Below are 26,799 nucleotides of genomic sequence, written 5' to 3' on the forward strand. Positions count from 1 at the left end.
TACCGGCCCGGGTACGGCGGCTGCGGGACCGGCGGGGCCGGGGGCGGAGGCGGCGGGGGCGGCGGAGGCTGGGGAGCCTCCAAGATCGGAGCGGCGGTTTGCGGCACGGCGAATCTCCCTTCGGCGTGACGGGTTTCCGGCCCGGCGGGTCGCCGAGGCCGGCGAAGGTGGGCGGCTCCGGCTGCGGGGGTTCACCCGGAGCCGCCGGTCCCGCCTCGGGCCGGTGTGCGATGCCTGTCGAGGCGGGGTACTGGGGGTAGACGGGTGGCGACGTGTCCGCCCCCGATGCGGAGGAATCGGGGTGGCTCGTGGCCCCCGCCTCGACGTGCTGCTGGAGCAGGAGCGACGGTGCGGCCGACGAGGAGGCCGATCGGCACGGTGGTCACGCAGGTGCCGGTTTTCGTCCGGGGTCGGCGGGTCGTGAAGGGGGCGGCCTAAGGGGAGGTCCGGCTCTGTGTGTCGGGGGCCAAGTCGAGAACAGACCGGTTCGTTCGGCCGGATCGGCGTCTGGGTGAATACGCGGGGCCGGTCTGCAGTGAGGGCTGCACCTGTCGGAGCGGCGGTCCGACGCTCTCCCGCGGCCCGCTCTCGTCGGGCGGGTGCTGTGGAGCCCGGCCGCAGGCCGGGGCTCAGTGGTCAGGCGGTCACGCCGCCGGTATTCGTTCCAGGGCCACCGGGTCCTGTGGCGGTGCTGGCACCGTCCGTCGGCGCCGGTCCGCCCGCGCGGCGGCCGCAGTGACCGTGGTGGCCGACGCGGCCCGGGCCGGGGAGAGCAGGTCGAACTCCGCCCACACCGACTTCCCGCCTCTGGCGGGGGAGTCGACGCCGAACCGGTCCGTCAGCGCGAGGACGAGCGCGAGCCCGCGCCCGCCCACGGCTTCCCGGTCCACAGCCCGCATTTCGGGCAGCCCGGCCCCGGGGTCGCTGATGCACACCCGCAGCGCACCGTTCTCGGTGAGTCCCAGCGCCGCATCCAGCGTCACATCTGGCCGTCCGCCCTCGCAACCGTGGACGACCCCATTGGTGGCGAGCTCGGACAGCACGACCTTCACATCACCTGTAAGGGATATCAACTCCTCATTGCCCAAGCCGAGTTCCTCTATCACGCGCTGCGCCCAGTGGCGGACGGAGCTGATACTCGCCCGGTCGGCCGGGAACCTCATCGTGACGGTTCGTGGTTCCATGAGCCGCCTCACTCGCTCGGGGTCGGGAAAAGGTCCTGGGGCCTCGTGCGACGAGGAGTCGTATGTCGGCGTCGGCGAGGTACCTGAGCCGACGGTCGGCGTCCGCGTGGCTGCCGAGGTGCGCGATCGTGGGCACGACCACGGCGTACAGGTGAGCCCGCTCCTCGATGCGGGTGAGAAGGGCGTCGGGCTCGGTGTCGTCATCCAGAATCACCTCGGCGAGACGAAGCTCCCGCCGCAGACAGAAGTCGCCGAGGACCCCGGCCAACGCCCGCCGACGAGGTAGTTCCGCAGCGACGGCTCCACGCAGGAGTCCGACCGCCACAGGCTGTGGGACGGGGAGTTGCTCAGTCAGCATCCGCTTCCTTCCAGTCGCTGAGGTTGCCTGCTTCGAGACTGCCTGAGCCCGGGGCTTCACGGAATCGCGTTCCGTGGCAGTTCCGTGGCAGTTCTGGTGCACCGTCACTGCCTCTGGTGCTTCCATGACTCCCGGAGCAGGAGGTGGCGATGACAGCAGTGATCGTGTGGACCGGGCTCGAAGCGAAGGCTCTGCGGGTGGCATGCCGCAAGTCCGTGCGGGAGTTCGCCGCACTTCTCGGCATGTCGGTGCGGGCGGTGACGAACTGGGAGAGGCTGGGGGTGGGCACCCGGCCCCGGCCGGACACCCAGGCGATCTTTGACACCGTGCTGCGGCAGTGCGATCCCGGGGCTCGGATACGCTTCGAAACGCTCGTAGCGCAGCAGACCGGTACTCCGATGCATGCGGAGATGCAGGCAGGACCTCGGGCATGGGAGTACGAATCGTGGGCGGAGGATATCGAGCGGGCGGTCCTTGCTGCGGCTCGGCAGGACTTCGCGTTCGCCGGAAGCCTGCTGGAACGTTGGCGATCGCGCTGGGCCGTGCGGGAGCTCGACGAGCGAGGTCTCTATCTGTTGGCCCGTTCGAGCGCGCTCGTGGGTGATCTGCGCCGCGACCAAGGGGTGCTGCTCGGTCCGTTGTCGGCTTCGACGTCGTACAGCCAGGCGCGATCGTTGTTCACCCAGCTTGATATTCCGAGGCGGACCGCGCAGTTGGATCTATCGTTGGCTGTGGTCACGGAAATGTCGGGGAAGCTCGGTGAGGCGGCGGCCCGGTACTCGGAATTGGCCGGCGATGTCCGTCTCAGCCCGCGGGACCGGGCGAGGGCGGCCCTTTGGGTTGGCACCGCGTTGGACAAACGAGGGCGGCACGAGCAGGCCATCGGCATCACGGAGTCGGCGATCCAGGCGTTCGAGAACCTCGGGGAGGTGGAGGACTGGGCGACAGCGCACCAGAAACTCGCGCTTGCGCACCGGGGTACGGGGAACCTTGGGGAGGCGGTACGGCAGATCGAGATCGCGGGGTCGAACGCGACCGGCTCGGTTCCGATGCATGACGTTCGTCTGACCACTGCCCACGGCCACATCCTGCTCAGCGATCGTGCGACGGCCGGTGAGGGGCTCGTCCTGCTGGACCGGGCCGAGGCCTTGGCGGCCAAGTACGGTATGACCCACCAGCAGAGGAGCATCCAAGGCATCCGGGCCGGGTTCCAGCGGAAACCGTGCCTCCAGTGAGCGGGAGAACGACGTGGCGGACACTCGGCAGCGCGAGATCACCGACCGGCAGTGGGCGGACGCCATGCTGATCTGGGAGTACCACCAGATGGGGCACCGGCGGCAACCGTGTGATGTGGCGATCGGCCTGGGCTGCCACGACCTCGGGGTCGCCGCCGTGACGGCCGCATTGTACCTGGACGGTCTGGTGTCCAGGATCGTGTTCACCGGCGGGCCGAACCCCTCCCGGCCGGATCACTTCCCCCGCGGGGAGGCCGTGCACTTCACCGAGCATGCCCTGGCGCTCGGCGTGCCCGGTCACGCGATCCTCCAGGAGCCGCGGGCCCGCAACACCGGGCAGAACATCCAGTTCTCCCGGGAGGTTCTGGAGGCTGCCGGCCTCGACGTGCGTTCGGTGCTGCTGGTGAGCATGCCGTACATGGAGCGCCGAGCGTACGCCACGTGCCGCCAGGTGTGGCCGCAGGTCGAAGCGGTGTGTGCCTCGACCCCGATGAACCTGAACGACTATGTGAAGACGATCGGCGACGACGCTCTTGTGATCGACGGCCTCGTGGGAGACCTCCAACGGGTGATCGAGTACCCGGGGCTCGGGTTCGCTGTTGCCCAGGACGTTCCGGAGAACATTCGTGACGCGTATCAGCGGCTTCTGGCCGACGGATTCGACAGCAAGTTGCTCACCTGACATCGCATCAACCGATGGACTGGTGTGTGCCGTCCATCAGCCGAATCTGTTTCCCCGCCTGTCTACTCTCGCCAAGCTGTTCACCGCGGACGTGTGGATCGTCCTGGACGACGTGCAGTTCGCCCGCCGCGACTACCAGCACCGCGCCCTCCTCGCACCGACCGTAGGCGCACCGGGGCCGAGCCGTTGGCTGAGCATCCCCACTCGCCTTCCGGCGGGGCGCGCGACCCTGATCCGGGACGCCAGGATGGCCGAACCGGTGCGCAGCCGCCGCCGAACCGCGGACCTGCTGCGCGAGCACTATCGGACCACACCGTACTGGGCTGTGTTCAAGGAACGGCTGGATCGACTCCTCGACCTTTTCGAACGTACCGACCGGACCGGGACCGTGGCGCAGGAGTCGACACTTCTCCTCCTGTCGATGGTCGGCTGGACTGGCCGGGTGGTGGTCAGCAGCGATCTGGAAGCAAGTACTGGCCGCTCCCAACGCCTCGTAGACCTTTGCTCGGCGGTCGGCGCCGACACCTATCTGTGCGGAACGGGCGGAATGCGCTACATCGAGCCTGCGGTGTTCGACCGCGCCGCCATCGAGCTTCGGCCCTTCACTGTCCAGAACGGCAGCCTCTGGAACGGCGCGTCCCGAACGAGCGCGGTCGCCGCGCTCACCGCTTACGGGCCGCAGCGACTGGCCGAACTCCTGCGCCGAGGCTGAGGAAGTATGGAGCGTCCTCGGCAATGTCCGCTCCACCCGCAGCCGACCTGCCTGCGCACGCTCACCACCGCCCTGACCCCCTGGCGTAACGAGTCCCGTCACCGCTGCCGTGCTGCTACTGGCTGCTCGCCGCCTCGGCATTACCTGGTGCCACGGAGTCGCCGCCGACCCTGTCCGCCTCCACGCCCGTCCTAGCCCTTGGAGCCTGCCATCGCCACCAGCCCTGACCCGATCATCTGGGTCCGTGACAACACCTGCGGCCTCGGCCCCTACCGCGCAGATCTGGTCGAGACGTACTGGCGCTGGGAACAGGACCCGGCCCTCCTCGTCGGCTACGGCCGCCAGCGACCCGAATCGTTGGAGGCCCGCACCGAAGGCAATGGCCGCCCAACTGCGCGGCGACAACATCCGCTTCATCGTCTACGACCTCGCCGGAGAGGCGCCCGTCCCGGTCGGCGTCGTCACGCTGCTGCCCGATCCGGCCGTGCGCACCGCCGAGTACGTGATCATGCTCGCCCCGGAGTCACGAGGGAAAGGCCTGGGCACCGCCGCGACCCGGCTCGTCCTCGACTACGGCTTCCACATCACCAACCTGTGGATGATCTGGCTCAAGGTCCTCGCCCCCAACGCGGCAGCCGTCCGCGCCTACGAGAAGGCCGGGTTCCGTGCTGTCGGCAGCCTCCGTCAAGCCGGGTACTGGCTCGGCCAGGTCTGCGACGAGCTGATCATGGATGCCCTCGCTGACGAGTTCCCCGGCCCCTCGGCGATCACGTCTCTTCTGACATAGGCCACGAGGACGATCCGCGCAGCGACATGGCGTGGAGGCCACCGGCAGCGGCCCGGACCGCACCTGGACGGCGTACGCCCACAACACTTGGAGGACCACCGGGTGACTGTCGAACTCCGCCACCACAGCACCCTGCCCCCCGAGGCCCGGCGGGACCTGCTGGATGTGTACGCCGACGTGCGGGCCCCGCTGCTGCACCTGCCGAACTACCGCGTCGCCGTGTTCGCCGAACGCCTCGACCGGCATGCCGCCGAGCCCGGCTTCGGGCTCGTCCTGGGCTACGACGACGAAGTACCGGTCGGCTACGCCTACGGCAACACGATTGAGGCGGGTGACCGGTACTGGGAGCGCATGGCCGAGCCCCTTCCGGACGGCTACACGGAGACCCCGGCTCTGGCCATCAAGGAGATCGGTGTCCGGATCCCATGGCGGGGCACGGGTGCCGCCCGCCGAATCCACGACGACCTGCTGCGTTGCCGAGTTGAGGGCCGTGTCACCCTCCTGGTCAACCCGCTCGCCGGGGACGGCAAGGTCCAGCGGCTCTACGAGACCTGGGGCTACCTGGCGTTCAACGCGCAACAGCCCTCTCCGGACTCGCCCCGGCTGACCGCGATGATCCGCCCGATTTCGCTGAACCCTGGGGCGGTGGCGCCTGGTAGTGCGTGAGGCGACGCGGCCGACGCCCGGTCTGCCCGGCTGGCGCGGCCACTGGGCTGCGCGGGCGGAGCCTTCGCGGGCGCCGACAGGCGTCGGCCGGGAATCGTGGATGACCTTGCCGCGCGGCCATACGGTCGCGCTCCGTGGGCCTCGCCGGAATCGCCATGCGTGCTCCGGGCTGCGGCGAACTCGACGTGATGTGAGTGGGTCCCTCGGAACTCGGTGCCCTGCTTTCATCGAATCGCTACGGTCTTCTCATCCATCCATCCATCTCGCTCTGGAGGAACAGACGTGACACGGCAGACTGCGGAGGAACGCCCGGGCATTGCCGCTGCGATCGTGGTCCACGAAGGCCGCGTCCTGATGGTGAGGCGACGGGTCAGTGAGGGTCAGCTCTCCTGGCAGTTCCCGGCCGGTGAGGTCGAGGCCGGTGAGTCGCCGGAGGAGGCGGCCGTGCGCGAGACCGCAGAGGAGACCGGACTGGCTGTGGCCGTCGTCAGTTTCCTGGGTGAGCGGGTGCATCCGAAGACCGGTCGGCTGATGTCGTACACGGCCTGCGAGGTCGTCGGCGGCACCGCCGAGGTGGTGGACACGGACGAACTGGACGCCCTTGCGTGGGTGGCCCTCGCCGAGATCCCCGAGTACGTGCCGTACGGGCTCTTCGAGCCGGTGCAGGCATACCTGGACATTGTGCTCGTTGCCTGACCGAGGTGGACGGCGTCGGGGTCGCCGAGTTGGTCGGCGAGGGTGGCCAGCGGCGGGCCGTCGGCGCTCCGCCCGGTCGGGAGGACGGCCCCGCATTCGTCATCGGGCTCGCCGTGAGCGATACGAAGATTGCCGTAGAGCTGTCGCTGGAGTTGGACCAGGCCGGGCAGGAGCTCAGCAGCGCATCGGCAGTAACTTTCTGAGCCGCAGCAGGTCGTCTCGACCGTGGAGTGGCGGGGCCCCTCGGGGAATCCGAGGGGCCCCGCCACCCTCGTGCACCTCAGCGTGTGATCAGCTCGCGAACCGCGTCGCTCACCTCAGGCAAGTCACTGGGGAGGGCCCACTGGTGGGCGTCGTGCTCGGTGAGGACAACCGGTTCGGTCTTCTCGACTGTGACGGCGAAGTTGAACTGGCGGGTGGTGCCGCCTCGGCTGTTCTTGTAGTCGAAGTGCCCGATGTAGCCGGTGACCTGGTCGATGATGAGGCCGGTCTCCTCGGCGGTCTCCCGATGGAGGGCGTCCAGGATGGTCTCCCCGGGCTCGACCGTTCCGGAGGGGATCTCCCACAGGCCGCCCAGGTAGTCGTCGGGGTTGCGGCGTACGAGCAGGATGCGGCCGTCGTGGTTGATCACGGCGGCGGCGACGAAGCCGGTGATTCCGGCGGTTTCGGCCTCGGCCGCCAGGCTGGCGGCGAACTCGGGGGAGGTGACGGTCACGGCAGCTCCTTGTGATGGTCGCTGATCTTGATGGCCGCGCGGACGTACTGTTCGGCCAGTCGCAGATCCTGCTCACGATGCCAGGCCGGGAGCTTGATCGTCTGGGCGTGTGCGCGCTCGGCAGCCCGCCGAGCTCGTCCGGCCGGTAGATGAGCGTCAACCCGTACCAGGGCGGGACCACCCCTTCGGGCAGCTCGGTGGCCTCCGGGCCCTCACTGGCTTCCGGCAGGGCGGCACGCCCGGGCCGGGGGCGGGCACCCGCCGGCAGGCGGGTGGGGGGTGGACGGTGGGGAACGGCGGTGAACTTGTTCGACGAAGCGGATGATGCGCGGGTGTTTAGCTGGTGGGGGAAACGCCGCTGCCCGGGGCTTCCGAAGGGGAAGTCCCGGGCAGCGGTGGTTGTGCGTGGGTGCGGGCGTCAGGCCGGGCGCGGCTTGCGGGCGACGGCGAGGGCCAGGGCGGTGCAGAGGAGGGCGGCGACGGTGGCGAAGCCGCTGATGGCGGGGAGGAGGCCGTAGCTCTTGACCAGGGCGCCGACGGCGATGATGGGGGCGGAGCTGCCGAGGTAGACGATGATCCAGAGGGCGGAGAGCTCGGAGCCCCGGCGTTCCGGGTTCATCGCGGCGACGGCGGTGGTGAACAGGGAGCGGAAGGCCACGCCCTGGCAGGCGCCGCCGAGGACGCTGCCGATGAAGAGCAGGGCGGGGGTGCCGGTGTACCCGGCGGCGACGACGAGGCCGAGGCCGGCGGCGAGGCCGGTCATGCCGAGGGCGATGACCGTACGGTCGGAGGTCGGCGGGACGAGCAGCTGGGCGATCGCGGAGGAGCCGAGCAGCAGGGCGGCCACGATCGCGCCGGTGAGGTGCGAGGGGGTGTGCAGCAGCTTGGCGGAGAAGGCGGGGGCCAGGCTGAGGTAGACGCCGAAGACGGCGTAGGAGATGAAGCCGGCCGAGGCGGCGAGCAGGAACTCGCGGCGCCCGGTGCGGGGCAGCCGCAGGCGCTGGGGGCGCAGGTGGGCCGGGGTGGTGATGCGCGGCGGCGACGCGGGCGGGCGGTTGCGGCCGGGCATCCGGGGGTGGACCACGGCCAGCGGCACGCAGAGCGCGAGCAGGGCGACGGCGTGCAGCAGGAAGGGCGTCAGCAGCGGGTCGGAGCCGCCGGACAGCAGGGCGCCGACGATCGGGCCGAGGGCGACGCCGCCCGCGGAACAGGCCAGGGTGAGCTTGGCGGCCAGCGTCGGGTGGTCGGGCAGCAGGTCGCCGAGGGCGGCTCCGGCGGCGCCGGTGGACAGGCCGACGGCGATGCCCTGGACGGCGCGGCCGAGGGCGAGCTGCCAGAAGCTGCCGGAGGTGGCGAACACCACGTCGCCAGCGGCGGCCAGGACCACGGCGGGCAGGATCAGGGCGCGCCGGCCGAGGTGGTCGGACCAGTGGCCGACCACGGCCAGTACGGGGACCAGCGCGAAGACGTAGATCGTGAAGAGGATCGTGGTGTCGAGCGGGCCGAGGCCGAGGCGCTGCTGGATCATCGGGTAGATCGGCGTCGCCAGGTTGGCACCGATGAGCATGAACAGCAGGGCGCTGGCGACCAGGCCGACGCGTATGCCGCGCAACGCGTTCCAGCGGCTGATCGCGGCGAGCTGGAGCTGGGCGCGGGGCGCGAGCTCCAGGGGGAGCAGGGCCTCCGACAGTCGGCGTCCGTCGAGCTGCGCGGTGCGCAGCACGGAGCCGGCGGGGGAGAGGTCCGCCATGGCAGGGGTCTCCTGTGGCCGGGCACCACCGGGGTCGGCGGGGTGTGCCGGCGCGCCCGTCCTGAGGCGCTGTGGTGGTGGCCGCGGTGCGGGGCTCCCTGGTGGAGCGGGTGAGCTGAGAGAAGGGGGGCTTCGTTGCCCGATGGCCCGCGCGGGGTTGTGCGCGGTGCCAATGCGAAGGATAAGGGGTGGGCGCACGGAAGCGGCGCGCGCCCCTGTGCGCGCCCCGTGAGGCCGGGCATCGGGGGTGCCCGGCCTATACGCTGAGGTGGTAGATCGACACGCGGAGCTGTTCGAGCTGACCGCTGGCTGAGGGAGAGCACACGACGATGGCCGGACGACGTCGGAAGAACGCGGGGGCTTCGGCCGGAGAGGGCGCGGCCGAGGCGGTCCTGCCCGCGGACCTGGAGCTCCAGGACCTCTACGGGGCGTTCGCCGCGCACGGTCTGGACGACGAGGACCTGGACGACGCGGCGGTCCTGGTACCGCCGGTGAAGCTGCCGTCCGAGACGGAGCTGGCCGAGCAGGCGAAGGCCGTGCCGATGTTCGGCTACGCGCTGGCGCTGGCCCGCTGGGCGGCCCCGCACCGGGTGGTGGACGAGTTCGGCGACCTGGTCGAGGAGGACCGGGCGCCGGTCGCCCGGCTGCTCGGGCTGGCCCCGGCCGAGGGCGAGGTGCCCGAGGAGGCCGAGGTCGAGGCGCTGCGGGCCTGGTCGCTGGCCTGCGACCTGGACCTGGTGGAGCTGGGCACGACCAAGGACGGCGAGCACGTCGCCGTGCCGGGCCCGGACCTGGAGCCCGCTGAGCAGGGGGACGCGGAGACCGTCCTGGAGCTGTGGCTGACGGCCGCCGGGATCGTCCGGGAGCTGGCGGTGGAGGCGGACTCGCTGCCGGAGGAGGAAGCCGGCGAGGACGGGGAGGAGCGGGCCGAGGGGGCGGACGAGGAGGACGAGGACGCCCTGAGCGAGGTCGAGGAGGCCCGGGACGCCGCCGCCGAGCTGCTCGACGAGGCGCTGCAGGTGCTGTACGAGACCACCGCCTTCGCCGAGCCGGGCAACGAGACCGTCCCGCTGGGCGTGCTGGCCGCGCTGCTGGTGGTGCCGGAGGGCGAGGAGCCGAGCGAGGAGCTGCTGGGCGACATCACCGATGTGATGGTCGCCCTGGACCCGATGCTGGGCGACCTCGCCGAGCTGGGCCTGCTGGAGTACCGGCCGATCGACCCGGAGCTGTTCGACGAGGAGGAGGGCGAGGAGCCCGCCGTCGTCGGCGAGGAGCCGCTGGACGAGGAGGAGTCGGCCCGCTTCGGGCTGGTCCGGCTCACCCCGCTCGGCCAGTACGGCATCCGGCAGTGGCTGCTGGAGGACGGCTACGACGCGCCGCTGGTCGGCGAGCTGGCCCAGGGGGACGCGGCCGACCTGCTGCGCGGGGTGTGCGAGGCGGCCAATGTGCTGCCGGAGGAGGAGCTGCGGGTCTGGACGGCCGGCCGGGAGCCGGAGCCGGCGGCGCGCGAGCTGCTGGCGGCGGCGCGCGGCGACGACGCGTACGGGCCGCTGCGCCGGATGCTGTGCGTCTCGGCGCTCAACCTGCTGGGGGCGGGCGCCGAGCCGGCCGTCCGGGAGGTGCTGGACGACCCGGAGCTGGGCGGCGCGGCCCGGGCCTGGCTGTCGGCGCTGGGTGCGTCGGACGTGCCGGTGCCGGACCGGACGATGGCGCTGTGGACGGTGGTCGACACCTTCGCCGCCCAGCTGCTGGACAGCGGCGGCGACGCGGCGCTGCTGCGCGAGCTGATCGCCGACCTGCCGGTGAAGGGCGATCCGGCGTCGTGGTTCGGCGAGCTGTGGCGGGTCGACCACCCGTACACGGCGGACGTCCTGGAGGCGATCGGCGAGCTGCACACGGACCGGACGCTGGCCAAGGAGGCGCGCAAGGCGGCCTTCAAGGCGCGGTCGAAGGGCTGAGGGCCGCGAGGGCCGGGGGCGTCAGGGGCTGAGGAGGGCAAGGGCTGAGGACGGCAGGGGCTGAGGAGGGCAAGGGCTGAGGACGGCAGGGGCGCTGAGGCCCGCGCGGGCTACGGGAGGTCCAGCGAGCCGTCCTCGGTGAAGGGGAAGAACGGGTTGTGGGCCAGCTCCCACAGGTGCCCGTCCGGGTCCTCGAAGTAGCCGGAGTAGCCGCCCCAGCTGGTCGGGACCGGCGGCTTGACCACCACGGCGCCGGCCTCGACCGCGGTGAGCAGCGCGGCGTCCACCAGCGCGGGGGACTCCAGGTTCACTGCGAGGGTGACGCCGCGGAAGGAGGGCTCGCCGGTCGCGGGCACGCCCGCGTCGGCGGCCAGCTCCTCGGAGGGGAAGAGGCCCAGCACCGAGTCGGCGGTGCGGAACCAGACGATCTCGGGGCTGGAGGCGGAGGAGCGCTTCCAGCCGAGGTCCTGGTAGAAGCGGGCGCTGCGGTCGAGGTCGGCGACGCCGAGGGTGACGATGCTGATCCGGGCGGGGAAGGCGGGCTGGGCTGCGTCGTTCTGTGCTGTCATGCCGCCAGCGTAGGGAGGGCGGCTGACATCCTGGCCGATGGACACGGCCACTGCCCCCGTACGGCAGTGGAGCTGATGACCCGGCAGCTCCGGGCACGTAAGGTGGCGTCAGCGGTGCGGGCGCGAGGACTCGGGGGTGCGGCGGAGGATGGCGCGGGAGAGCGGCGGAAGGCCCCGGAAGGGGAGCGTCGAGCGGTCGGGGCCGGAGCGGCCGGACAGGCAGGATCGTTTCGCCGACCAGGAGGAGTTCTCCCGCCGGACCCTCGCCGCGGTGGACTTCCCGGTGTACGGGGTGGCCGGGCCGGCGGGCCGGGGCGAGGCGCTCGCGGCCTTCGAGACCTGCGGCGGCGAGCTGCGCTGGGTCGAGGTGCAGTGCGGCGACTGGACGACCGCGGCCGGACCGTACGTGACCGTGCGCACCTACCGGCCGGGGGCCGACGGCTGTGAGGTGCTGCCCGAGCTGGAGGACGTGGTCGAGGACGAACGGGACCGCGTCTACGAGCAGTTGGGCGTCGACGAGGGCGACGGGCCGGGCCGGGTGCGGGCGCTGCGCGAGTGGATCACCGTGAACGGCGAGCCCTGCGCGGTGGAGGTGCACGAGGACTGGCCGGTGCCCGGCGGGCTGACCGGCGCCCCGGCCGGCGGGAGCGGGAGCGGCGGGAGCGCCCCGGCCGGCGTGGCCGGGCCGGTGTGGGCCGGGCGGCTGCGGGTCGACGGGCAGGCCGTCACGGTGTGCGGGCGCGGGCTGCCCCCCGGCGGGGTGGAGCTCGGCGGGATCGGGGACTTCGAGTGCTACCTGCGCGGACGTACCGAGCTGCTGCGCGACCTGGCCTCCCGGCGGGCCCGCTACGTGCCGGTCGAGGAGCGTGAACTGCCGCCCGCGGTGGGCCTGGAGGCACACCGGGAGCTGATCTCCCAGAGCATCGCGGAGGCCGCCGCGATCGAGGCGCAGGTGCGGGTCGGGCGGACGCCGAGGCTGCCGCGCGGGCTGCGCGGGGACGTCTGTGCGGTGCGCTGGGAGGCGGCGGTGCGCCAGCAGATGCGGCTCGCCACGGAGACCCGGGAGGAGGCCGCGGCGGCGGTGACCTCGATGGTCAACCACCTCAACCGGCTCTCCCAGCAGACCCATTGGCTGGTCGGCACGCCGGAGGGGGAGGCGGCGGTCGAGGAGGCGATCCGGTACACGGTGTTCGCCAGCGAGGTGGCGAGCCTGTCGGCGCAGCGGGCCTGGGAGCAGCTGTGGCGGGAGCGGCCGGGGAGTGCCGGGGCGGGCGGCTGGGAGGAGCACCGGCTGGTGGAGCAGCTGTGGCTGGCGGCCTGGGAGCAGTGGCGGGCCGCGCGGGTCGGGTCCTAGCGGCTGAGGACGGGTTCCCGCCTGAGAGTCCGAAGACGGGCCCCGGCCCTAGTCGTCCGCGGGCAGCCGCAGTTGCAGCATCGCCAGCAGCCGTTGCTGCGGCTGGGCGAGGTCGACGCCGGTCAACTGCTCGGCGCGGCGCACCCGGTAGCGCAGGGTGTTGGGGTGGATGTGCAGGGCGTCGGCGGCGACCCGGACCTCGCCGAGCGCGTCCAGCCAGGCGAGCACCGACTCGGCGAGCCGGGTGCCGTGCCGGCGGTCGTACTCGGTCAGCGCGGTGAGCCGCGGGTCGCGCAGGCCGGTGCGGTCCTGGAGCAGCGCCAGCACCTCGCTGACCAGCACCTCGGCCTGGACGTCGATCAGCGCCGCGACGTCGAGGTCCACCCCGCCGCGGCCCATCGCGTCCAGGATGCGGTCGGCCTGGGCCCGGGAGTCCGGCACCTGGGACAGGCCCTCGACGGTCGAGCCGATCGCGGCGCGCAGCGGGACGCCGAGGTGCTCCCGGGCGGCGGCGACCACCTCGGCGGCCCAGCCGCGCACGGTGGTCATCGGCAGGCCGGGCGGCAGTTCGGGCAGCAGCACGTAGACCCGGGACTCGATCGGGGCGAGCAGGGCGGCGCGGTGCCGGGCGGCGGTGTGCACCGAGATCAGGCCGGTGACGTCGGAGCGGTGCAGCGCCTCGGTGGTGTGGGCGCCGTAGGCGAGCACGGTGGCCGGGCGGCGCAGGTCCAGGCCGAGGTGGGTGGCCAGTGACTGGGGGCCGGTGGAGCCCTCCAGCAGTCCGGTCAGCAGGGTCTGGGTGAGCCGGACGTCCGCGGACAACTCGCGACGGCGGCGCACCAGTTGGGCGGCCGCGACCCGGGCGGCGCCGACCAGGGCCTGTTCGGCGTGCGCGGCCAGCGGCTGGGCGCCCTCCTGTACCCAGATGGTGCCGAGCGGCTGCGCCCCGGCCCGGATGCCGACCGCCAGGCGGCGGCGCAGGCCCAGTTCGGGGTGGGGCTCGACCGCGATCGGGGTGTCCGAGCTGCGCAGGTGCTGGAAGATGCCCCACTCGCGGAGCTTGGACAGGTACGGCTCCGGGCCCTGCCAGCCGAGGATGGAGAGCCGGCGCAGGTCGTCGACCTCGTCGGAGTCGGAGGAGCGGGAGTAGGCGAGGACCCGGCTGGAGGTGTCCTCGATCGAGACGATGCCGTTGGTGAGCACGGCGACGGTCTGGGCGAGGGAGAAGAGGTCGCCCGCGTTGGGTTCGGGGGCGCCGGGGGCGGCCGGGGCGTCGGGGCCGGCGATGATCGCCCGGGCGAGCGAGTCGAGGTGTTCCCAGCGGGTCTCCCGGCGCACCGAGAGCAGGGCGACGCCCGCGTCGGTGGCGGCCTCGCGCAGGGCGTCGGCCTGGCCGGGGGCGTCCAGCTTGACCGCGACGGCGGCGGCGCCGGCCCGGCCGGCCGCGCGCAGGGCGGGCAGGGCGGCGCGGCCGCGGGCGCCGATGGCGAGGACGAGTTCGCCGGGGGAGGCGGTCGGCGGGTCCTCCGGGTCGAGGATGGCGACGTCGCGCACGGGGACGTCCAAGCCCAGTGGGGCGGCCTGGAGTTCGACCAGGGGCTCGCCGAGCGACATCAGCAGCTGGCGGAGTGGAAGGCCGGGGGTGGTCACTCCGGGCCTCCTTCATCCGCTCGGACAACGGTGTGTGGTTGATTTTAGCCGGACGGACAGGGTTGAGGTCCGTCATTCGTAAATAGTTGACTCTGACTATTCAGGGATGGATAGTCGGTACTGACCAAGAGATGAGGATGTCTCGTGGCGAAGCGACGCAAGGTGTCGAACCCGCTGGCTCTCGCGGTCCTGGCCGAACTCCTGGCCGGGCCGATGCATCCGTACGAGATGGGTCGCCGGCTCAAGGAACACGCCAAGGACCGCAACATCAAGTACAACCGCAGCTCGCTGTACATGGTCGTGGAGCAGCTGCGGAAGGCCGGGTTCGTCGCCGAGCAGGAGACCGTCCGCGACACCCAGCGGCCCGAGCGCACCGTCTACGCCCTCACCGGGGAGGGGAAGGCGGAGCTCTACGACTGGATGCGCGAACTCGTCGCCGAACCGCAGCACGAGTACCCCGCGTTCGGGGTCTCGCTGTCGCTGCTCATGGTGCTCCCGCCGGCCGAGTCCGTGGAGCTCCTGGAGCGGCGCCGGGCCGCCCTGACCGCCGAGGTGGCGGAGATCCGGGCGGCGCTGCGCAAGGCCACCGAGGAGGGCGTCGGCTGGCTCTTCCTGATCGAGGAGGAGTACCGGGTCGGCGGCCTGGAGACCGAGATCGCCTTCGTCGAGCGCCTCGTCACCCAGCTCCAGGAGCCGGACTTCGTCCGGACCTGGCAGGAGTACTTCGGGAGTCTGCAATGAGCGCACCGCGTACACCCAGGAAGGCCCTGGTCATCGGCGGCGGCATCGCCGGACCGGTGACGGCGCTGGCCCTGCGCCGGGCCGGCATCGAGGCGGAGGTCTTCGAGGCCTACGAGACCTCCGCCGAGGGCATCGGCGGAACCTTCATGATCGCCCCCAACGGGCTCGGCGCCCTGGCCGCCGTCGGGCTGGGGGCCGAGGTCGACGGGATCGGCCAGCCGATCGGGCCGATGCTGATCGAGGACGGCAAGGGCGGCGTCCTGGCCGAGTTCACCGGCCTCGCCGACCTGCCCCGCGGGCGGGTGATGCGCCGCGCCGAGCTGTACCGGGTCCTGCAACGGCGGCTGGCCGAGGCCGGTCTCCAAGTCCGGTGCGGCAAACGGCTGGTGGGCGCGGAGGAGAGCGCCGACGGGATCACCGCGCGGTTCGCCGACGGCACCAGCGCCACCGGCGACCTGCTGATCGGCACCGACGGCACCGGCTCCACCGTCCGCACCCTGATCGACCCGGCCGCGCCCGCCGCCCGCTACACCGGCCTGCTCGGCGTCGGCGGCTACAGCCCGTACCGGCTCCCCGGCCGGGCCGGACGCGGCGAGACCATGCACTTCGCCAACGGCGCCCGCGCCTTCTTCGGCTACTGGGCCCTGCCCGACGGCGCCGGCACCGCCTGGTTCAGCAACATCCCGCAGCCCGAGCAGCTCACCGCCGAACAGGCCCGCGCCGTCAGCCGGGAGGACTGGCTGCGCCGCTGCCGCGAGCTGCACGCCGACGACCTGCCCGCCCGCGAGGTGCTGCGGACGGCCGACGCCGGGACGGTCGAGACCTTCCCCCGGCTGGAGATCATGCCGTCCGTCCCGCACTGGTACCGCGGCCGGATGGTGCTGGTCGGCGACTCGGTGCACGCGCCGTCCAACAGCTCCGGCCAGGGCGTCTCGCTGGCCGTCGAGAGCGCCGTCGAACTCGCCCGCTGCCTGCGCGACCTGCCCGACCACACCGAGGCCTTCGCCGCGTACGAGGCGCTGCGCCGGCCCCGGGTGGAGAAGATCGCGGCCGACGCCGAGCGCACCAACAACCAGAAGGCCTCCGGGCCGGTCGGGCGGCTGCTGTTCCGGCTGGTCGCGCCGATCATGATGCGGACCTTCATGAGCCCGGAGAAGATGCTCCGGCCGGTGCACGGGTACCGGATCGACTGGGAGCGGCGGGTGGCGCCGGTGGGTCGGGCGGCGTCGGTGGGGTAGGCGGGGCAGGCAGGGCAGGCAGGGCAGGTGGGGCGGGCGGGGCAGCGGGGCCGGGCCGGGCGGGCCGCCTGACGGGCGGTCGTGACCGTCGCGTGACCGCTTTCGTCGGGCCGGACAACGCCGTACGGGGGACTTTAGCCGCCCGGCCAATCAAGTGGCCGGGCGGCCAGGAATAGCGTTCGTGCTGTGGCCTGGGCGCGACCCGCGCAGGCCTTCCCCCGCACAGAACGAAGGAGAGCGTGCGCTTCATGGATGCTGTGACCCAGGTCCCCGCGCCGGTGAACGAGCCGGTCCACAGCTACGCCCCCGGCAGCCCCGAACGGGCTCGCCTGGAGGCCAAGCTGAAGGAGCTGGGCGGCCAGGAGCCGGTCCAGCTGACCATGACGATCAACGGTGAGCGCCGGATGGGCGGCGGCACCGAGTTCCACGTCGTCCAGCCGCACAACCACGCGGCTCGGCTCGGCACCCTGCGCAACGCCACCCAGGCCGACGCGCAGGAGGCCATCGACACTGCCCTGGCCGCTGCCCCGGCCTGGCAGGCGCTCTCCTTCGACTCCCGCGCCGCGATCTTCCTCAAGGCCGCCGACCTGCTGGCCGGCCCCTGGCGCGAGACCCTGGCCGCCGCCACCATGCTCGGCCAGTCCAAGACCGCCCAGCAGGCCGAGATCGACACCCCCTGCGAGCTGGTCGACTTCCTGCGCTTCAACGTGCACTTCGCCCGCCAGATCATGGCCGAGCAGCCGATCTCCTCGGACGGCGTGTGGAACCGCAGCGACCACCGCCCGCTGGAGGGCTTCGTCTACGCGATCACCCCGTTCAACTTCACCGCGATCGCCGGCAACCTGCCGACCGCGCCCGCGCTGATGGGCAACGTGGTGCTGTGGAAGCCGTCCCCCACCCAGCAGTTCTCCGCGCACCTGCTGATGCAGCTGCTGGAGGAGGCCGGGCTGCCCAAGGGCGTCATCAACATGGTGACCGGCGACGGCCTGGACGTCTCCGCCGTCGCGCTCAAGCACCCCGCGCTGGCCGGCATCCACTTCACCGGCTCCACCGCCACCTTCCAGCACCTGTGGCGCTCCGTGGGCGAGAACATCGCCGGCTACCGCACCTACCCGCGGATCGTCGGCGAGACCGGCGGCAAGGACTTCCTGGTCGCCCACCCGTCCGCCGACCCGGCCGTGCTGAAGACCGCGATGACCCGCGGCGCCTTCGAGTTCCAGGGCCAGAAGTGCTCGGCGCTCTCCCGCGCCTACGTCCCCGCCTCGCTCTGGGCCGGCCTCAAGGACGAGTTCGCCGCCGAGGTCGACGGCCTCACCATGGGCGACGTCAGCGACCTGTCCAACTTCATGTCGGCCGTCATCGACGAGCGCGCCTTCGCCAAGAACAAGGCCGCCATCGACCGCGCCCAGGCCGACGCCTCCGTCGAGGTCCTCGCCGGCGGCACGTACGACGACTCGGTCGGCTACTTCGTCCGCCCGACCGTCCTGGTCTGCCAGGACCCGGCCTCGGAGTACTTCCGCGAGGAGTACTTCGGCCCGATCCTCGCCGTGTACGTCTACGAGGACGAGAAGTACGACGAGATGCTGGCCCAGATGGAGTCCGTGTCGGCCTACGGCCTGACCGGCGCCATCATCGCCCAGGACCGCGCCGCGGCCCAGGACGCGATGCACAAGCTGCGCTTCGCCGCCGGCAACTTCTACATCAACGACAAGCCGACCGGCGCCGTCGTCGGCCAGCAGCCCTTCGGCGGCGGCCGCGCCTCCGGGACGAACGACAAGGCCGGCGCCAAGCAGAACCTGGCGCGCTGGACCTCGACCCGCTCGGTCAAGGAGACCTTCGTCCCGCCGACGGACTACCGCTACCCGCACATGGGCTGACCAGCCCCCCCGACCGCTCTGCGCCAGTAGCCAACGGTCACCCGCGACGCCCGGCCCCGCAGCCGGGCGCCGCCCCGCCGGGGCGGCGGCTCACCCCCGTACCGCCGCCCCGGCCCTTTCTGCCACCCTTGGAAACACCAGCTCCAGGAGTCACGATGCTCCGTTCCGCCCTTCTCGCGGCCTCCCGGTCCCCCCAGGTCCGCACCGTGGTCGAGAAGTTCCCGCCGACCCACGCGATAGTCGAGCGCTTCGTCGCCGGTGACGTCCTCGACGACGCCGTCACCGCGACCGACGACCTGGTCGCCACCGGCCGCAAGGTCACCCTCGACCACCTCGGCGAGGACACCAAGGACGCCGCCCAGGCCGCCGGCACCGCCGAGGCCTACGAGCACCTGCTCACGGCCCTCAAGGAGACCGGCCTCGCGGCCGGCGCCGAGGTGTCCGTCAAGCTGTCGGCCGTCGGCCAGTTCCTGCCGGTGGACGGCGAGAAGATCGCGCTGGAGAACGCCCGCCGCATCTGCGAGGCCGCCGCCGACGCCGGCACCACGGTGACCCTCGACATGGAGGACCACACCACCACCGACTCCACCCTCGCCATCGCGCGTGAGCTGCGGGCGGACTTCCCCTGGCTGGGCGTCGTCCTCCAGGCCTACCTGCGCCGCACCGAGGCCGACTGCCGTGAGTTCTCCGGCGCCGGCTCGCGCGTGCGCCTGTGCAAGGGCGCCTACAAGGAGCCCGAGTCGGTCGCCTTCCAGGGCAAGCACGAGGTCGACCTCGCGTACGTCCGCGCGCTCAAGATCCTGATGGCCGGCGAGGGCTACCCGATGATCGCCTCGCACGACCCCAACATGATCAAGATCGCCGGCCAGCTGGCCCAGTGGAACAACCGCACCCGGGACTCCTTCGAGTACCAGATGCTGTTCGGCATCCGCCCCGAGGAGCAGCTGCGCCTCGCGGAGGAGGGCAACACCATGCGGGTCTACCTCCCGTACGGCCAGGAGTGGTACGGCTACTTCATGCGCCGCCTCGCCGAGCGCCCGGCCAACCTCACCTTCTTCCTGCGCGCCATGGCCACCCGTAGCTGACCACGGCGGCAGGTGGGAACGGCCCGCACCCCTGACGGGGGGTGCGGGCCGTTCCGTTTTCGTCAGAGGAAGTCCTTGGTGTCCAGCTCGAACTCGAACGGGGCGGGGAGGGCGAGCGGCTCGCCGAATGCGGCCAGGTGGACTTCGGTGTACTCGTCCCGATGAGGCTTGCAGAACAGGCTGAGCTGGGACTTCTCGCGGTCGACGAGGAGGTAGAGGGGGATTCCGGCCCGGGCGTAGCAGTGCCGCTTGGCGATGCGGTCCAGATCGGGCTTGGCCGAGGTGACCTCGGCGACCAGGGCCACGCCGTCCGGTTCCATCCAGGACGGGGCGCCGCGGAACAGGCGGAGTTCCCTGGGAGCAAAGGTGGCGTCCGGGATGACGTGGTTCTTGGGGCAGAGGCCACCGCTCACCAAGCGGAGGCCCTTGCCGCCGGACACTTGCATATGGACCTTGGACTTTGCCTTCACCTGGTCGATCAGCAGGTCGATGTAGTCCTCGTGATCGCCGTCCGGCGGTGGTGCCACGATGATCTCTCCCTCGATGAGCTCAGCCCGGAAGCCTTCGGGGGAGTGCAGGCTCAGGAAGCTCTCCAGCAGGATGTCGGCCTGCGATGGGGAGTTCGTGATCGGTTGCTCATGCGCCACAGCACTCATGATGCCCCTCCTTCGGATGGACGTCACGCTATTCGCCCTTCGATCGGGTTATGCAGGACACGGCGGACTTTCACCCGATGGTGTGAGTTTGAGGTCCGGCATAGGATTTCGATGCTGGTCAACCGGGCTTTGTGTGGGAGGAGTTGGGGATGCAGAGGGAGTTCGAGGGGTTGTCGACGCCGTTGGTGGCGGACGCCTGTGTGCGGCTCGGGGTGGGGGTGCGGGCGGCGCCGGTGGGGGTGGGGGCGGTGGTGGCCGGGGCGCGGGTGGCGGGGCGGGTGCTGCCGGTGCGGCACTACGGGAGCGTGGACGTGTTCCTGGAGGCGTACGGGGCGGCGCTGGACGGGGACGTGCTGGTGATCGACAACGGCGGGCGGACCGACGAGGCCTGCATCGGGGACCTCGCGGTGCTGGAGGCGCGGGCCGCCGGGGTGGCCGGGATCGTGGTGTGGGGGCTGCACCGGGACACGCCCGAGCTGGTGGCGATCGGGCTGCCGGTGTTCAGCTACGGCGCGCTGCCGGTGGGGCCGCTGCGGCTGGACGGGCGGGAGCCGGAGGCGCTGGAGTCGGCGCGGTTCGGGCCGCACCTGGTGGGCGTCGGGGACGTGGTGTTCGCGGACCCGGACGGGGTGCTGTTCGTGCCCGCCGACCGGGCCGGGGAGGTGCTGGAGACGGCCGCGGCGATCGCCGCCGTCGAGCGGGCGCAGGCGGAGCGGATCGTCGCCGGGGACACCCTGCGGAAGCAGACCCGCTTCGAGGAGTTCCTGGAGCGGCGCGCCGCCGACCCGTCGTACAGCTTCCGGCAGCACCTGCGGCGGGTCGGCGGCGCGATCGAGGAGTGAGCCGCCTACAGCGGGCGGTACATGACGTGCAGGCCGACGTAACCGTCGACCGGGTGGTGGAAGGCCTCGGGGACGGTGCCGACGACCTCGAAGCCCAGCGACCGGTAGAGCGCGACGGCGTGGTGGTTGTTGGCGACCACGGCGTTGAACTGCATGGCGCGGAAGCCCGCCGCTCGGGCCCAGCCGAGGGTGTACTCGACCAGGGCCCGCCCGACGCCCTTGCCCTGGTGCGCCGGGTCGACCAGGTAGCTGGCGCTGGCCACGTGCCCGCCGTTGCCGGGGCGGTTGCGGTTCATGGTGGCGGTGCCGAGGACCGTGCCGTCCTCGTCGACGGCGACCACCGTGCGGTCGGGGGCGGTCTTCATCCACCACTCCCGGCCCAGCTCGGAGGGCATGTCCAGGGGGTAGGGGAAGGTCTCGCCGGCGGCGACGACGGCCTGGAAGAAGGGCCAGATGGCCGGCCAGTCCTCGGGGGTGGCTTCGCGGATGATCATCCGACCAGGATGAGCCCGAACGGGCGGTCGGGCTACCGGTTTTCCGCGGCCAGGTCCGCACGGGTGAGGGCGTACTCGACGTCGCCGTGCTCGGAGCCGGGGATCGGGTCGGGCCAGTCCGTGGTGAAGGTGCGGACGTACCGGAGCCCGGCCTTCGCCAGGACCCGGCGCGAGGCGGTGTGGACGGCCATGGTGGTGGCGACCACCCTGGGCGCGCCCAGCTCGTCGAAGGCGTGCCGGACGAGGGCCCGCACCGCCTCGGTGGCGTAGCCCTGGCCCCAGGCGGTGGGCCGGAGCCGGTAGCCGAGCTCGCTGCCGGTGTACTCGCTCAGGCCGGGGCTGTTCGCGGGGCGCAGTGAGACCCAGCCGAGGAAGTCGCCGTCGGAGCGGGTGGCGATGACGAACCAGCCGTGGCCGGGCGGGAGTTGGGCGTAGCTGCGGAGGATCGCCGGGAGGGTCTCGGCGAAGACGGTCTCGGGCCGGGCCGCCCAGCCGTCGTCGATGAAACGCATCACGGCCGGGTTCGCGTGCAGGGTGGCGAGGTCGTCGGCGTCCGCGGGGGTGAAGCGGCGCAGGACCAGGCGGTCGGTGGTGAGGAGCGGGGGCACGGGGGGATTGGAGCACCGGGCGGCGGGCGGGGCAACGGGATTTCGGCGCCTGCCCGCCCGCTCGCCGGGTGCGGTGCGGTCGGTCAGTCGCCCCGGAGGGCGTCCTCGAGCCGGGCGGCGGCGTGGGCCTGGCCCTTGGCGTTCGGGTGCACCAGCGCGTACTTGAGCGGGACGATGCTGGTCAGCACGCCGTCCAGCCAGTGGTCGGTGTCGCAGGCGCTGTGGCCCTCGGTGGAGGAGTAGAGGTTCACGAAGGTGTCGCCGTGGGCGGTGGTGTCGTGCGCGATGAGCGCGTTGAGCGGCTCCAGGATGCCGGAGCGGGCCCAGGCGAGGTCCCCGGTGGTGAAGGTGGCGAACTGGAGCAGGTCTCCGTACTTGCAGAGGGTCGCGTCCTCGGGGATGAGGTGCGGGTAGCCGACACTGACGAGCCTGGCGAACGGGGCCTTGACGTGCAGCGCGTCGAGCATCCGGTTGTGGTCCGCGCGCAGCTGGTCGAACCGGCCGGGCAGTTGGGCGTCGTACTTGTCCTTGCAGGGCGTGCCCTGGCCGAAGTTGGTGGCACCGAGCTCGACGCAGTCCTTGAGGATCTGGCCGAAGCCGAGGTCGTTGCCGCCGATGCCCACGGTGATCAGTTCGGTGTCCGGGGTGACGGCGTCGATCTGCGGCGGGACGGGCGGGTAGGGGGCGTTGGGGTCGGTGCCGAGCGGCGGGAGCGGGCGGCCGAGCGGGCTCTGCTTGTTCGCGTAGACGTCCGGGGTGGCGGCGCCGCTGCAACTGACGTTGTGGAGGTCGACCAGGGAGCCGAGGTCGCGGCGGAGGAGCTCGGGGTAGGAGCCGGTGGTGCGGGCGCAGCCGTCCTGGGGTGCGGTCAGCTCGCCGGTGGCCTCGATGATGCCCGCGGTGTACGAGTCGCCGAGGGCGACCCACTCCAGCGCGGTGGCGCGGACGGCGGGCTTGGCGGCGGCGTGGGCGGCGGTGGGGGTGATCAGGCCGAGGGTGAGGGCCACGGCGGTGCCGGCGACGGCGAGGCGGGACGGGAAGCGGGGCACGGTCTCTCCTCCACGGGTGCACGGTGTTGCGGGTGCAGGACTGCGAGGGAGAGCGCGATTCACCCCCCGGAGAGTCAATCGAGTCGATCCGTGGACGACTTGATGCCTCAGGAGGGTGAATTCGCGGGCGTGGCTTTGACGTTCGGAGTCAGTCGGTCGGGATCAGGCGGTCGGGATCAGGCGGTCGGGCTCAGACGTTCAGGATCAGAGGAGGGCGGCGGAGGGCTCGATCATCGCCCGGGCGGTCTTGCCGTCGACGAACTCGCCGAGCGCCGTCATCTCCCACTCGCCGGTGGGGCGGCGGACCAGCTTGCACATCACCACGCCGGTGCGCGGCTCGGACTGGGTGAGGTCGAAGCGGACCAGCTCCTCCTCGGTGCGCGCGTCCACCAGGCGGCAGTAGGCGTTCCGCAGCTCGGTGAACTTCTGGCCGGAGAAGGAGTTGACCACGAACACCAGCGCGTGGACCTCGGCCGGCAGGCCGTCCAGGTGGACGGTGATCGCCTCGTCGTCGCCGCCGTCGCCGCCGACCAGGTTGTCACCGGAGTGGGCGATCGCGCCGTTGAAGATGGTCAGCTTCATGAACCAGGCCGTCTCCAGGCGCTGGTGCTTGGCGTCGAAGGCGAGGCAGGAGGCGTCCAGGTCGATGTCGCGGCCGCGGGCGGCGGACTCCCAGCCGAGGGCCATCCGGACGGAGGAGAGGAAGGGGCGGCCGTTTTTCACCAGGGAGACGGAGCTGCCCTTGACCAGGCTGACCCGACCCTTGTCCAGGGTGACCTTGGGGCGGTCGGCGGGGGTGGCAGCGGGGGCGGGGACCGGTGCCGGGGGCTCCGGGGGCGCGGCGGGCATGGACGGGACGGTGGCCAGGGCGATCCGGGGGTCGAGCGCGGGGACCGGCGGGACCGGCGGGACCGGGGGCACGGGCGGAACCGGCGGGACCGGCGGTACGGGAGGCAGCGGCGGGGCGGCCGGGGAGTGCATCTGGACGGTCGGTGCGCTCGGCTGCGCGGCCGGGGGCGGGGTCGGGGAGTCGTCGACCGTGACGCCGAAGTCGGTGGCGATGCCCGCCAGGCCGTCGGCGTAGCCCTGGCCGACCGCGCGCACCTTCCAGACCCCGTTGCGCCGGTAGACCTCGACCACGATCAGCGCGGTCTCCAGGCCCAGCCGGGGCGGGGTGAAGGTGACCAGCACGGCGCCGGTGTCGGCGTCCCGGACGGTGGCGGTGGGCTCGATCCCGGCGAAGGTCGCGGACTGGTCGGCCGGGCTGGCGGTGACCACGACCTTGCTGATGTCGGCGGGGACGCTCAGGGTGTCGACGGTGATCGCGTCCGGTGCTCCGGCGGAGGCCGGGCGGAGGCTGACGCCCGGGCCGTGCGGGGCGTTGAAGAAGACGAAGTCGGCGTCCGAGCGGACCTTGCCGGCGTCGGTCAGCAGCAGGCCGGAGACGTCCAGCGCCTTGGGCGCGGTGACCTCGACGGTCACCCGCGCGGCGGTCAGCGGTGCGTTGCCGCCTTGGGTCAGGACGGTGGACAAGGACTCCTCCTCGGGTGCGGAACGACGGCCCGGGCCGGGGCCGGTGGGGCCGCCGGGCCGGGTGCTGCTCACAGTAACGAACGGGGGTACGGGGATGAGCCCGGGAGCCGGCCGATCGTCGGACGATCGGACCGGCCGAGGGGAGGTCAGCGGGTGCGGGGCGCCGACGGCGGGACGGCCTGGGGTGCGACGCGCTGGGCGGGTCGCGGCGCTGACTGCTGGACGGGCTGCTGGACGGCCTGCGGTGCCGACTGCGGTGCCGACTGCGCCGCCGACGGGCCGAAGCCGCCGAGTGCGGCGACCGCCCGGGGGTGGTCGATGCCGAAGGCCGCGGCGTTCCAGCTCTCCTGCGGGGCCGGCTTGCGCAGCGGGCCGTGTGGCTCGGCCGGGCGGGTGCCGCGCACCACGAAGCCGTAGCGGCCGGGCTCGACGTCGGTGCCGGGCGGGGTGGTGAAGCGGTAGACCAGGGTGCCGCGCTCCTGCTGGGTGGTCACCACGGCGCCCGGCAGGTTGGTCCAGGCGGTGCCGGTGGCGGAGGCCAACTCGCCCGGGGCGAGCCGGAATTCGGCCTGTAGTGCGGTGACCGGCTCGGCCACGGTGAGGTGGAGCGCGTGCCGGAGGCCGTCCCGGCCGACGGCGGTGGTCAGGCCGGTGCCGGCCAGGGCCTGGTCGGCCTCCGGGTCGGCGGAGTCGGCGGCGTCGGTGTTGCCGAAGGCGCCGGGGGTGGCTCCGCCGGTGGCGGCGTCGGTGCCGGAACCGTCCGGTCCGGAGCCCGTGTTCGGGCCCGGGACGGTGAGGGGTGGCGGCAGCGGGCGGCTCGGGCCGGGGAGGGCGGCGCCGGGGCGGCCCGGCCCGGCCGGCTGGAGTGCGGGCGGGTGGAGCGTGGGCGGGTGCGGGGACTGCCCGGCATCGGCCGTCCCCGCGTCCGGCTGCCCGGTGCCCGGCTGTCCCGTACCCGGCTGTCCGGTGCCGGGCGTGGCCGGGTCGGCGGACGTGGGCGGCTGGGTGGAGGGGGAGGCCCCGTCCGCCGGGGTGCTGGTCGAGGGGTGCGGGTCGTGCCCGGCGGAGGCCTGACCGCCCGTCGACGGCGTGACCGGGGCGGCCGTCCCGGCGCGCAGGCCGGAGGGCGGCGTGGCCGCGGCGTTGGCCGGAGCGGACGGGTGCGAGGAGGGGTGCCCTGAGGGCTTCGGCTCGTGCGGACGGCCGGAGGGCGGGGGAGTGTCCGTGGTGCGCTCGGAGGCGGCCTCGGCCTGGTCGGTGCCGCTCGGGCTGGGCGGCGGGGTGGTGCCGACCCGGGCCACGCCGGCCCGACGGCCGATGCCCTGCTGCTCGTTCAGCAGGAGGGTGGTGGCGATGCTGATGCCGACCACGGTGGACATCGCCATCGCGGCGCCGGAGAAGCGCAGGGTGGGCAGCCGGAGCCGGCCGCCGAACGGGCGCGGCCGACCGTGTCGACCCTGCCGTGCGGGTTCGTGCTGCACGTCCCGCGTGGTGTCCCCACGCACAGCCACCGGACCCCTCCCTCCCCGAAGCCGCCGTCGCGTCGCCGCATTCTCCCACGCAGTGCCACCGGGCCCGGATCCGGCCGCCCCGGACCGGTCCCGCCGCGGGCCCGCGTCGGGAGGGGGAGAGCGTACCAGCGGGTGGCCGGACGGCGGACAGAATCCCTCCATTTTCCGGACATCCGTTCGATGAGCGGAAGTTGACGGTCCGTCTGATATTCCTGGTAAGGGGTGGTCGGCCCGGAGAGGGGTTATTGCAACCCCCTTGCAACCCTTGCCCGCCCGGCCGCGGGTGGCGCAGGCTGATGGCATCCCGCGCCGTTCCCGGAGAGACCGTCATGCCGCCCGACCCGCTGTCCGCAGCCTCCAGTGCCCCCCTCGCCGCCACCCCCACGGGCGGCGATGGGGGCGGCTCCACCGCCGCTCCGGCGGCGGTGGAGGAGGTGCTGACGCTGCGGATCTCGCTGGGCGACGAAGTGATCGGCGAGGTGCGCACCCGGTTCCGCTTCGAGGCCGCACGTCCCTACGAGGTGCTGCTGACCTTCCACCTGGGGCGTCCGGACGAGGCGGACTGGGTGTTCTCCCGCGACCTGCTGCGCGACGGACTGCAGACGCTGAGCGGCCAGGGCGACGTCAAGCTGTGGCCTGCCTACTGCCCCTGCCACGGCTCGACGCTGCACCTGGCGCTCGAATCCCCGCACGGCAGCGCCCTGCTGGAGGCCTCCAAGCCCCGGGTACAGGCCTGGCTGGACCGCACCTACGCGCTGGTCTCGGTCGAGGCCGAGCGCGACTGCGGGCCCACCGACGCCCAGTTGGCCGCGCTGCTCGCGGGCGGCTGAGGGCCGGAGCCGCCGTTCG

Annotated in this window: 27 protein-coding genes; 16 read left to right on the forward strand and 11 right to left on the reverse strand. The window is 72.6% G+C overall.

The window, feature by feature from the left end; all coding sequences use genetic code 11:
- Positions 1-644 precede the first annotated feature (644 nt).
- Positions 645-1,184 (reverse strand): ATP-binding protein, encoded by a 540-nt coding sequence (locus tag ACFVXG_RS22965; RefSeq protein ID WP_387930350.1) that lies wholly within the window; start codon positions 1,182-1,184, stop codon positions 645-647.
- On the opposite strand from ACFVXG_RS22965, the gene ACFVXG_RS22970 reads away from it, so the two are divergent.
- The 8 genes from ACFVXG_RS22970 to ACFVXG_RS23005 all read left to right on the forward strand — a co-directional run bounded on the left by ACFVXG_RS22970 (position 1,081) and on the right by ACFVXG_RS23005 (position 6,523).
- The gene (locus ACFVXG_RS22970) at positions 1,081-1,470 is read left to right on the forward strand and encodes a hypothetical protein (protein ID WP_387930354.1); all 390 of its coding nucleotides are present in this window, start codon (positions 1,081-1,083) and stop codon (positions 1,468-1,470) included. The genes ACFVXG_RS22965 and ACFVXG_RS22970 overlap by 104 nt on opposite strands.
- A 221-nt stretch (positions 1,471-1,691) precedes the next feature.
- Complete coding sequence (locus tag ACFVXG_RS22975; RefSeq protein WP_387930181.1) at positions 1,692-2,777, forward strand: hypothetical protein; 1,086 nt, start codon at positions 1,692-1,694, stop codon at positions 2,775-2,777.
- A gap of 64 nt (positions 2,778-2,841) precedes the next feature.
- Entirely contained in the window at positions 2,842-3,459 is a 618-nt protein-coding gene (locus ACFVXG_RS22980) for a YdcF family protein (RefSeq protein ID WP_387930351.1), read from the forward strand.
- Complete coding sequence (locus ACFVXG_RS22985) at positions 3,404-4,171, forward strand: WbqC family protein (protein WP_387930183.1); 768 nt, start codon at positions 3,404-3,406, stop codon at positions 4,169-4,171. Before ACFVXG_RS22980 ends, ACFVXG_RS22985 begins: the two co-directional genes overlap by 56 nt.
- 379 nt (positions 4,172-4,550) lie before the next feature.
- Positions 4,551-4,958 (forward strand): GNAT family N-acetyltransferase, encoded by a 408-nt coding sequence (locus tag ACFVXG_RS22990; protein WP_387930186.1) that lies wholly within the window; start codon positions 4,551-4,553, stop codon positions 4,956-4,958.
- Positions 4,959-5,060: 102 nt separating this feature from the next.
- Positions 5,061-5,624 carry a GNAT family N-acetyltransferase gene (locus tag ACFVXG_RS22995; RefSeq protein WP_387930188.1) on the forward strand — a complete coding sequence of 188 codons (564 nt, stop codon included), beginning with the start codon at positions 5,061-5,063 and terminating at the stop codon, positions 5,622-5,624.
- Between the two features lie 282 nt (positions 5,625-5,906).
- A complete protein-coding gene (locus ACFVXG_RS23000) occupies positions 5,907-6,320 on the forward strand; it encodes an NUDIX hydrolase (RefSeq protein ID WP_387930190.1) in 414 nt (137 codons plus the stop codon).
- Positions 6,321-6,325: 5 nt separating this feature from the next.
- The gene (locus ACFVXG_RS23005; protein ID WP_387930191.1) at positions 6,326-6,523 is read left to right on the forward strand and encodes a hypothetical protein; all 198 of its coding nucleotides are present in this window, start codon (positions 6,326-6,328) and stop codon (positions 6,521-6,523) included.
- A 77-nt stretch (positions 6,524-6,600) separates the two neighbouring features.
- On the opposite strand, the gene ACFVXG_RS23010 is transcribed toward ACFVXG_RS23005, so the two are convergent.
- A complete protein-coding gene (locus ACFVXG_RS23010) occupies positions 6,601-7,035 on the reverse strand; it encodes an NUDIX hydrolase (protein ID WP_387930193.1) in 435 nt (144 codons plus the stop codon).
- Between the two features lie 418 nt (positions 7,036-7,453).
- Positions 7,454-8,785, reverse strand: a complete 1,332-nt coding sequence (locus tag ACFVXG_RS23015; RefSeq protein ID WP_387930195.1) for an MFS transporter — start codon at positions 8,783-8,785, stop codon at positions 7,454-7,456.
- A gap of 329 nt (positions 8,786-9,114) precedes the next feature.
- Between ACFVXG_RS23015 and ACFVXG_RS23020 the strand changes: the two genes are divergently transcribed.
- Positions 9,115-10,743 carry a hypothetical protein gene (locus ACFVXG_RS23020; protein ID WP_387930197.1) on the forward strand — a complete coding sequence of 543 codons (1,629 nt, stop codon included), beginning with the start codon at positions 9,115-9,117 and terminating at the stop codon, positions 10,741-10,743.
- A 110-nt stretch (positions 10,744-10,853) separates the two neighbouring features.
- On the opposite strand, the gene ACFVXG_RS23025 is transcribed toward ACFVXG_RS23020, so the two are convergent.
- Positions 10,854-11,312, reverse strand: a complete 459-nt coding sequence (locus ACFVXG_RS23025; protein WP_387930198.1) for a VOC family protein — start codon at positions 11,310-11,312, stop codon at positions 10,854-10,856.
- 148 nt (positions 11,313-11,460) lie between these two features.
- Between ACFVXG_RS23025 and ACFVXG_RS23030 the strand changes: the two genes are divergently transcribed.
- Positions 11,461-12,666, forward strand: coding sequence for a hypothetical protein (locus tag ACFVXG_RS23030; protein WP_387930200.1), 1,206 nt, complete (start codon positions 11,461-11,463; stop codon positions 12,664-12,666).
- A 48-nt stretch (positions 12,667-12,714) separates the two neighbouring features.
- Here ACFVXG_RS23030 and ACFVXG_RS23035 read toward each other — a convergent pair whose 3' ends face one another.
- Positions 12,715-14,316, reverse strand: coding sequence for a PucR family transcriptional regulator (locus ACFVXG_RS23035; RefSeq protein WP_387930202.1), 1,602 nt, complete (start codon positions 14,314-14,316; stop codon positions 12,715-12,717).
- A gap of 144 nt (positions 14,317-14,460) precedes the next feature.
- Between ACFVXG_RS23035 and ACFVXG_RS23040 the strand changes: the two genes are divergently transcribed.
- The 4 genes from ACFVXG_RS23040 (at position 14,461) to ACFVXG_RS23055 (ending at position 19,257) form a co-directional block, all read left to right on the forward strand.
- Positions 14,461-15,057 carry a PadR family transcriptional regulator gene (locus tag ACFVXG_RS23040; protein WP_387930204.1) on the forward strand — a complete coding sequence of 199 codons (597 nt, stop codon included), beginning with the start codon at positions 14,461-14,463 and terminating at the stop codon, positions 15,055-15,057.
- Positions 15,054-16,295 carry an FAD-dependent oxidoreductase gene (locus tag ACFVXG_RS23045; RefSeq protein ID WP_387930205.1) on the forward strand — a complete coding sequence of 414 codons (1,242 nt, stop codon included), beginning with the start codon at positions 15,054-15,056 and terminating at the stop codon, positions 16,293-16,295. The genes ACFVXG_RS23040 and ACFVXG_RS23045 overlap by 4 nt, the downstream gene beginning before the upstream one ends.
- A gap of 248 nt (positions 16,296-16,543) precedes the next feature.
- A complete protein-coding gene (gene pruA, locus ACFVXG_RS23050; protein WP_387930207.1) occupies positions 16,544-18,172 on the forward strand; it encodes an L-glutamate gamma-semialdehyde dehydrogenase in 1,629 nt (542 codons plus the stop codon).
- A gap of 155 nt (positions 18,173-18,327) precedes the next feature.
- The gene (locus tag ACFVXG_RS23055; RefSeq protein ID WP_387930209.1) at positions 18,328-19,257 is read left to right on the forward strand and encodes a proline dehydrogenase family protein; all 930 of its coding nucleotides are present in this window, start codon (positions 18,328-18,330) and stop codon (positions 19,255-19,257) included.
- A gap of 62 nt (positions 19,258-19,319) precedes the next feature.
- Here ACFVXG_RS23055 and ACFVXG_RS23060 read toward each other — a convergent pair whose 3' ends face one another.
- Complete coding sequence (locus ACFVXG_RS23060; protein WP_387930211.1) at positions 19,320-19,913, reverse strand: Uma2 family endonuclease; 594 nt, start codon at positions 19,911-19,913, stop codon at positions 19,320-19,322.
- A 149-nt stretch (positions 19,914-20,062) separates the two neighbouring features.
- Between ACFVXG_RS23060 and ACFVXG_RS23065 the strand changes: the two genes are divergently transcribed.
- Complete coding sequence (locus tag ACFVXG_RS23065) at positions 20,063-20,755, forward strand: RraA family protein (protein ID WP_387930213.1); 693 nt, start codon at positions 20,063-20,065, stop codon at positions 20,753-20,755.
- A gap of 5 nt (positions 20,756-20,760) precedes the next feature.
- Here the strand turns inward: ACFVXG_RS23065 and ACFVXG_RS23070 are convergent, their stop codons facing one another.
- The 5 genes from ACFVXG_RS23070 to ACFVXG_RS23090 form a co-directional block, all read right to left on the reverse strand.
- The gene (locus ACFVXG_RS23070) at positions 20,761-21,249 is read right to left on the reverse strand and encodes a GNAT family N-acetyltransferase (RefSeq protein ID WP_387930214.1); all 489 of its coding nucleotides are present in this window, start codon (positions 21,247-21,249) and stop codon (positions 20,761-20,763) included.
- Positions 21,250-21,281: 32 nt separating this feature from the next.
- On the reverse strand, positions 21,282-21,857 hold the full coding sequence (locus tag ACFVXG_RS23075) for a GNAT family N-acetyltransferase (protein WP_387930216.1): 576 nt from the start codon (positions 21,855-21,857) through the stop codon (positions 21,282-21,284).
- 83 nt (positions 21,858-21,940) lie between these two features.
- Positions 21,941-22,906, reverse strand: coding sequence for an SGNH/GDSL hydrolase family protein (locus ACFVXG_RS23080; protein WP_387930218.1), 966 nt, complete (start codon positions 22,904-22,906; stop codon positions 21,941-21,943).
- 204 nt (positions 22,907-23,110) lie between these two features.
- Entirely contained in the window at positions 23,111-24,427 is a 1,317-nt protein-coding gene (locus tag ACFVXG_RS23085) for a TerD family protein (protein WP_387930352.1), read from the reverse strand.
- 158 nt (positions 24,428-24,585) lie between these two features.
- On the reverse strand, positions 24,586-25,950 hold the full coding sequence (locus tag ACFVXG_RS23090) for a hypothetical protein (RefSeq protein WP_387930220.1): 1,365 nt from the start codon (positions 25,948-25,950) through the stop codon (positions 24,586-24,588).
- A gap of 329 nt (positions 25,951-26,279) precedes the next feature.
- On the opposite strand from ACFVXG_RS23090, the gene ACFVXG_RS23095 reads away from it, so the two are divergent.
- Positions 26,280-26,780 (forward strand): SsgA family sporulation/cell division regulator, encoded by a 501-nt coding sequence (locus tag ACFVXG_RS23095; protein WP_387930222.1) that lies wholly within the window; start codon positions 26,280-26,282, stop codon positions 26,778-26,780.
- The last annotated feature ends 19 nt before the right edge of the window (positions 26,781-26,799 follow it).

Origin of the sequence: Kitasatospora sp. NPDC058162 (genome assembly GCF_042884005.1) — a bacterium.
In the GTDB taxonomy this organism is placed as follows: Bacteria; Actinomycetota; Actinomycetes; order Streptomycetales; family Streptomycetaceae; genus Kitasatospora.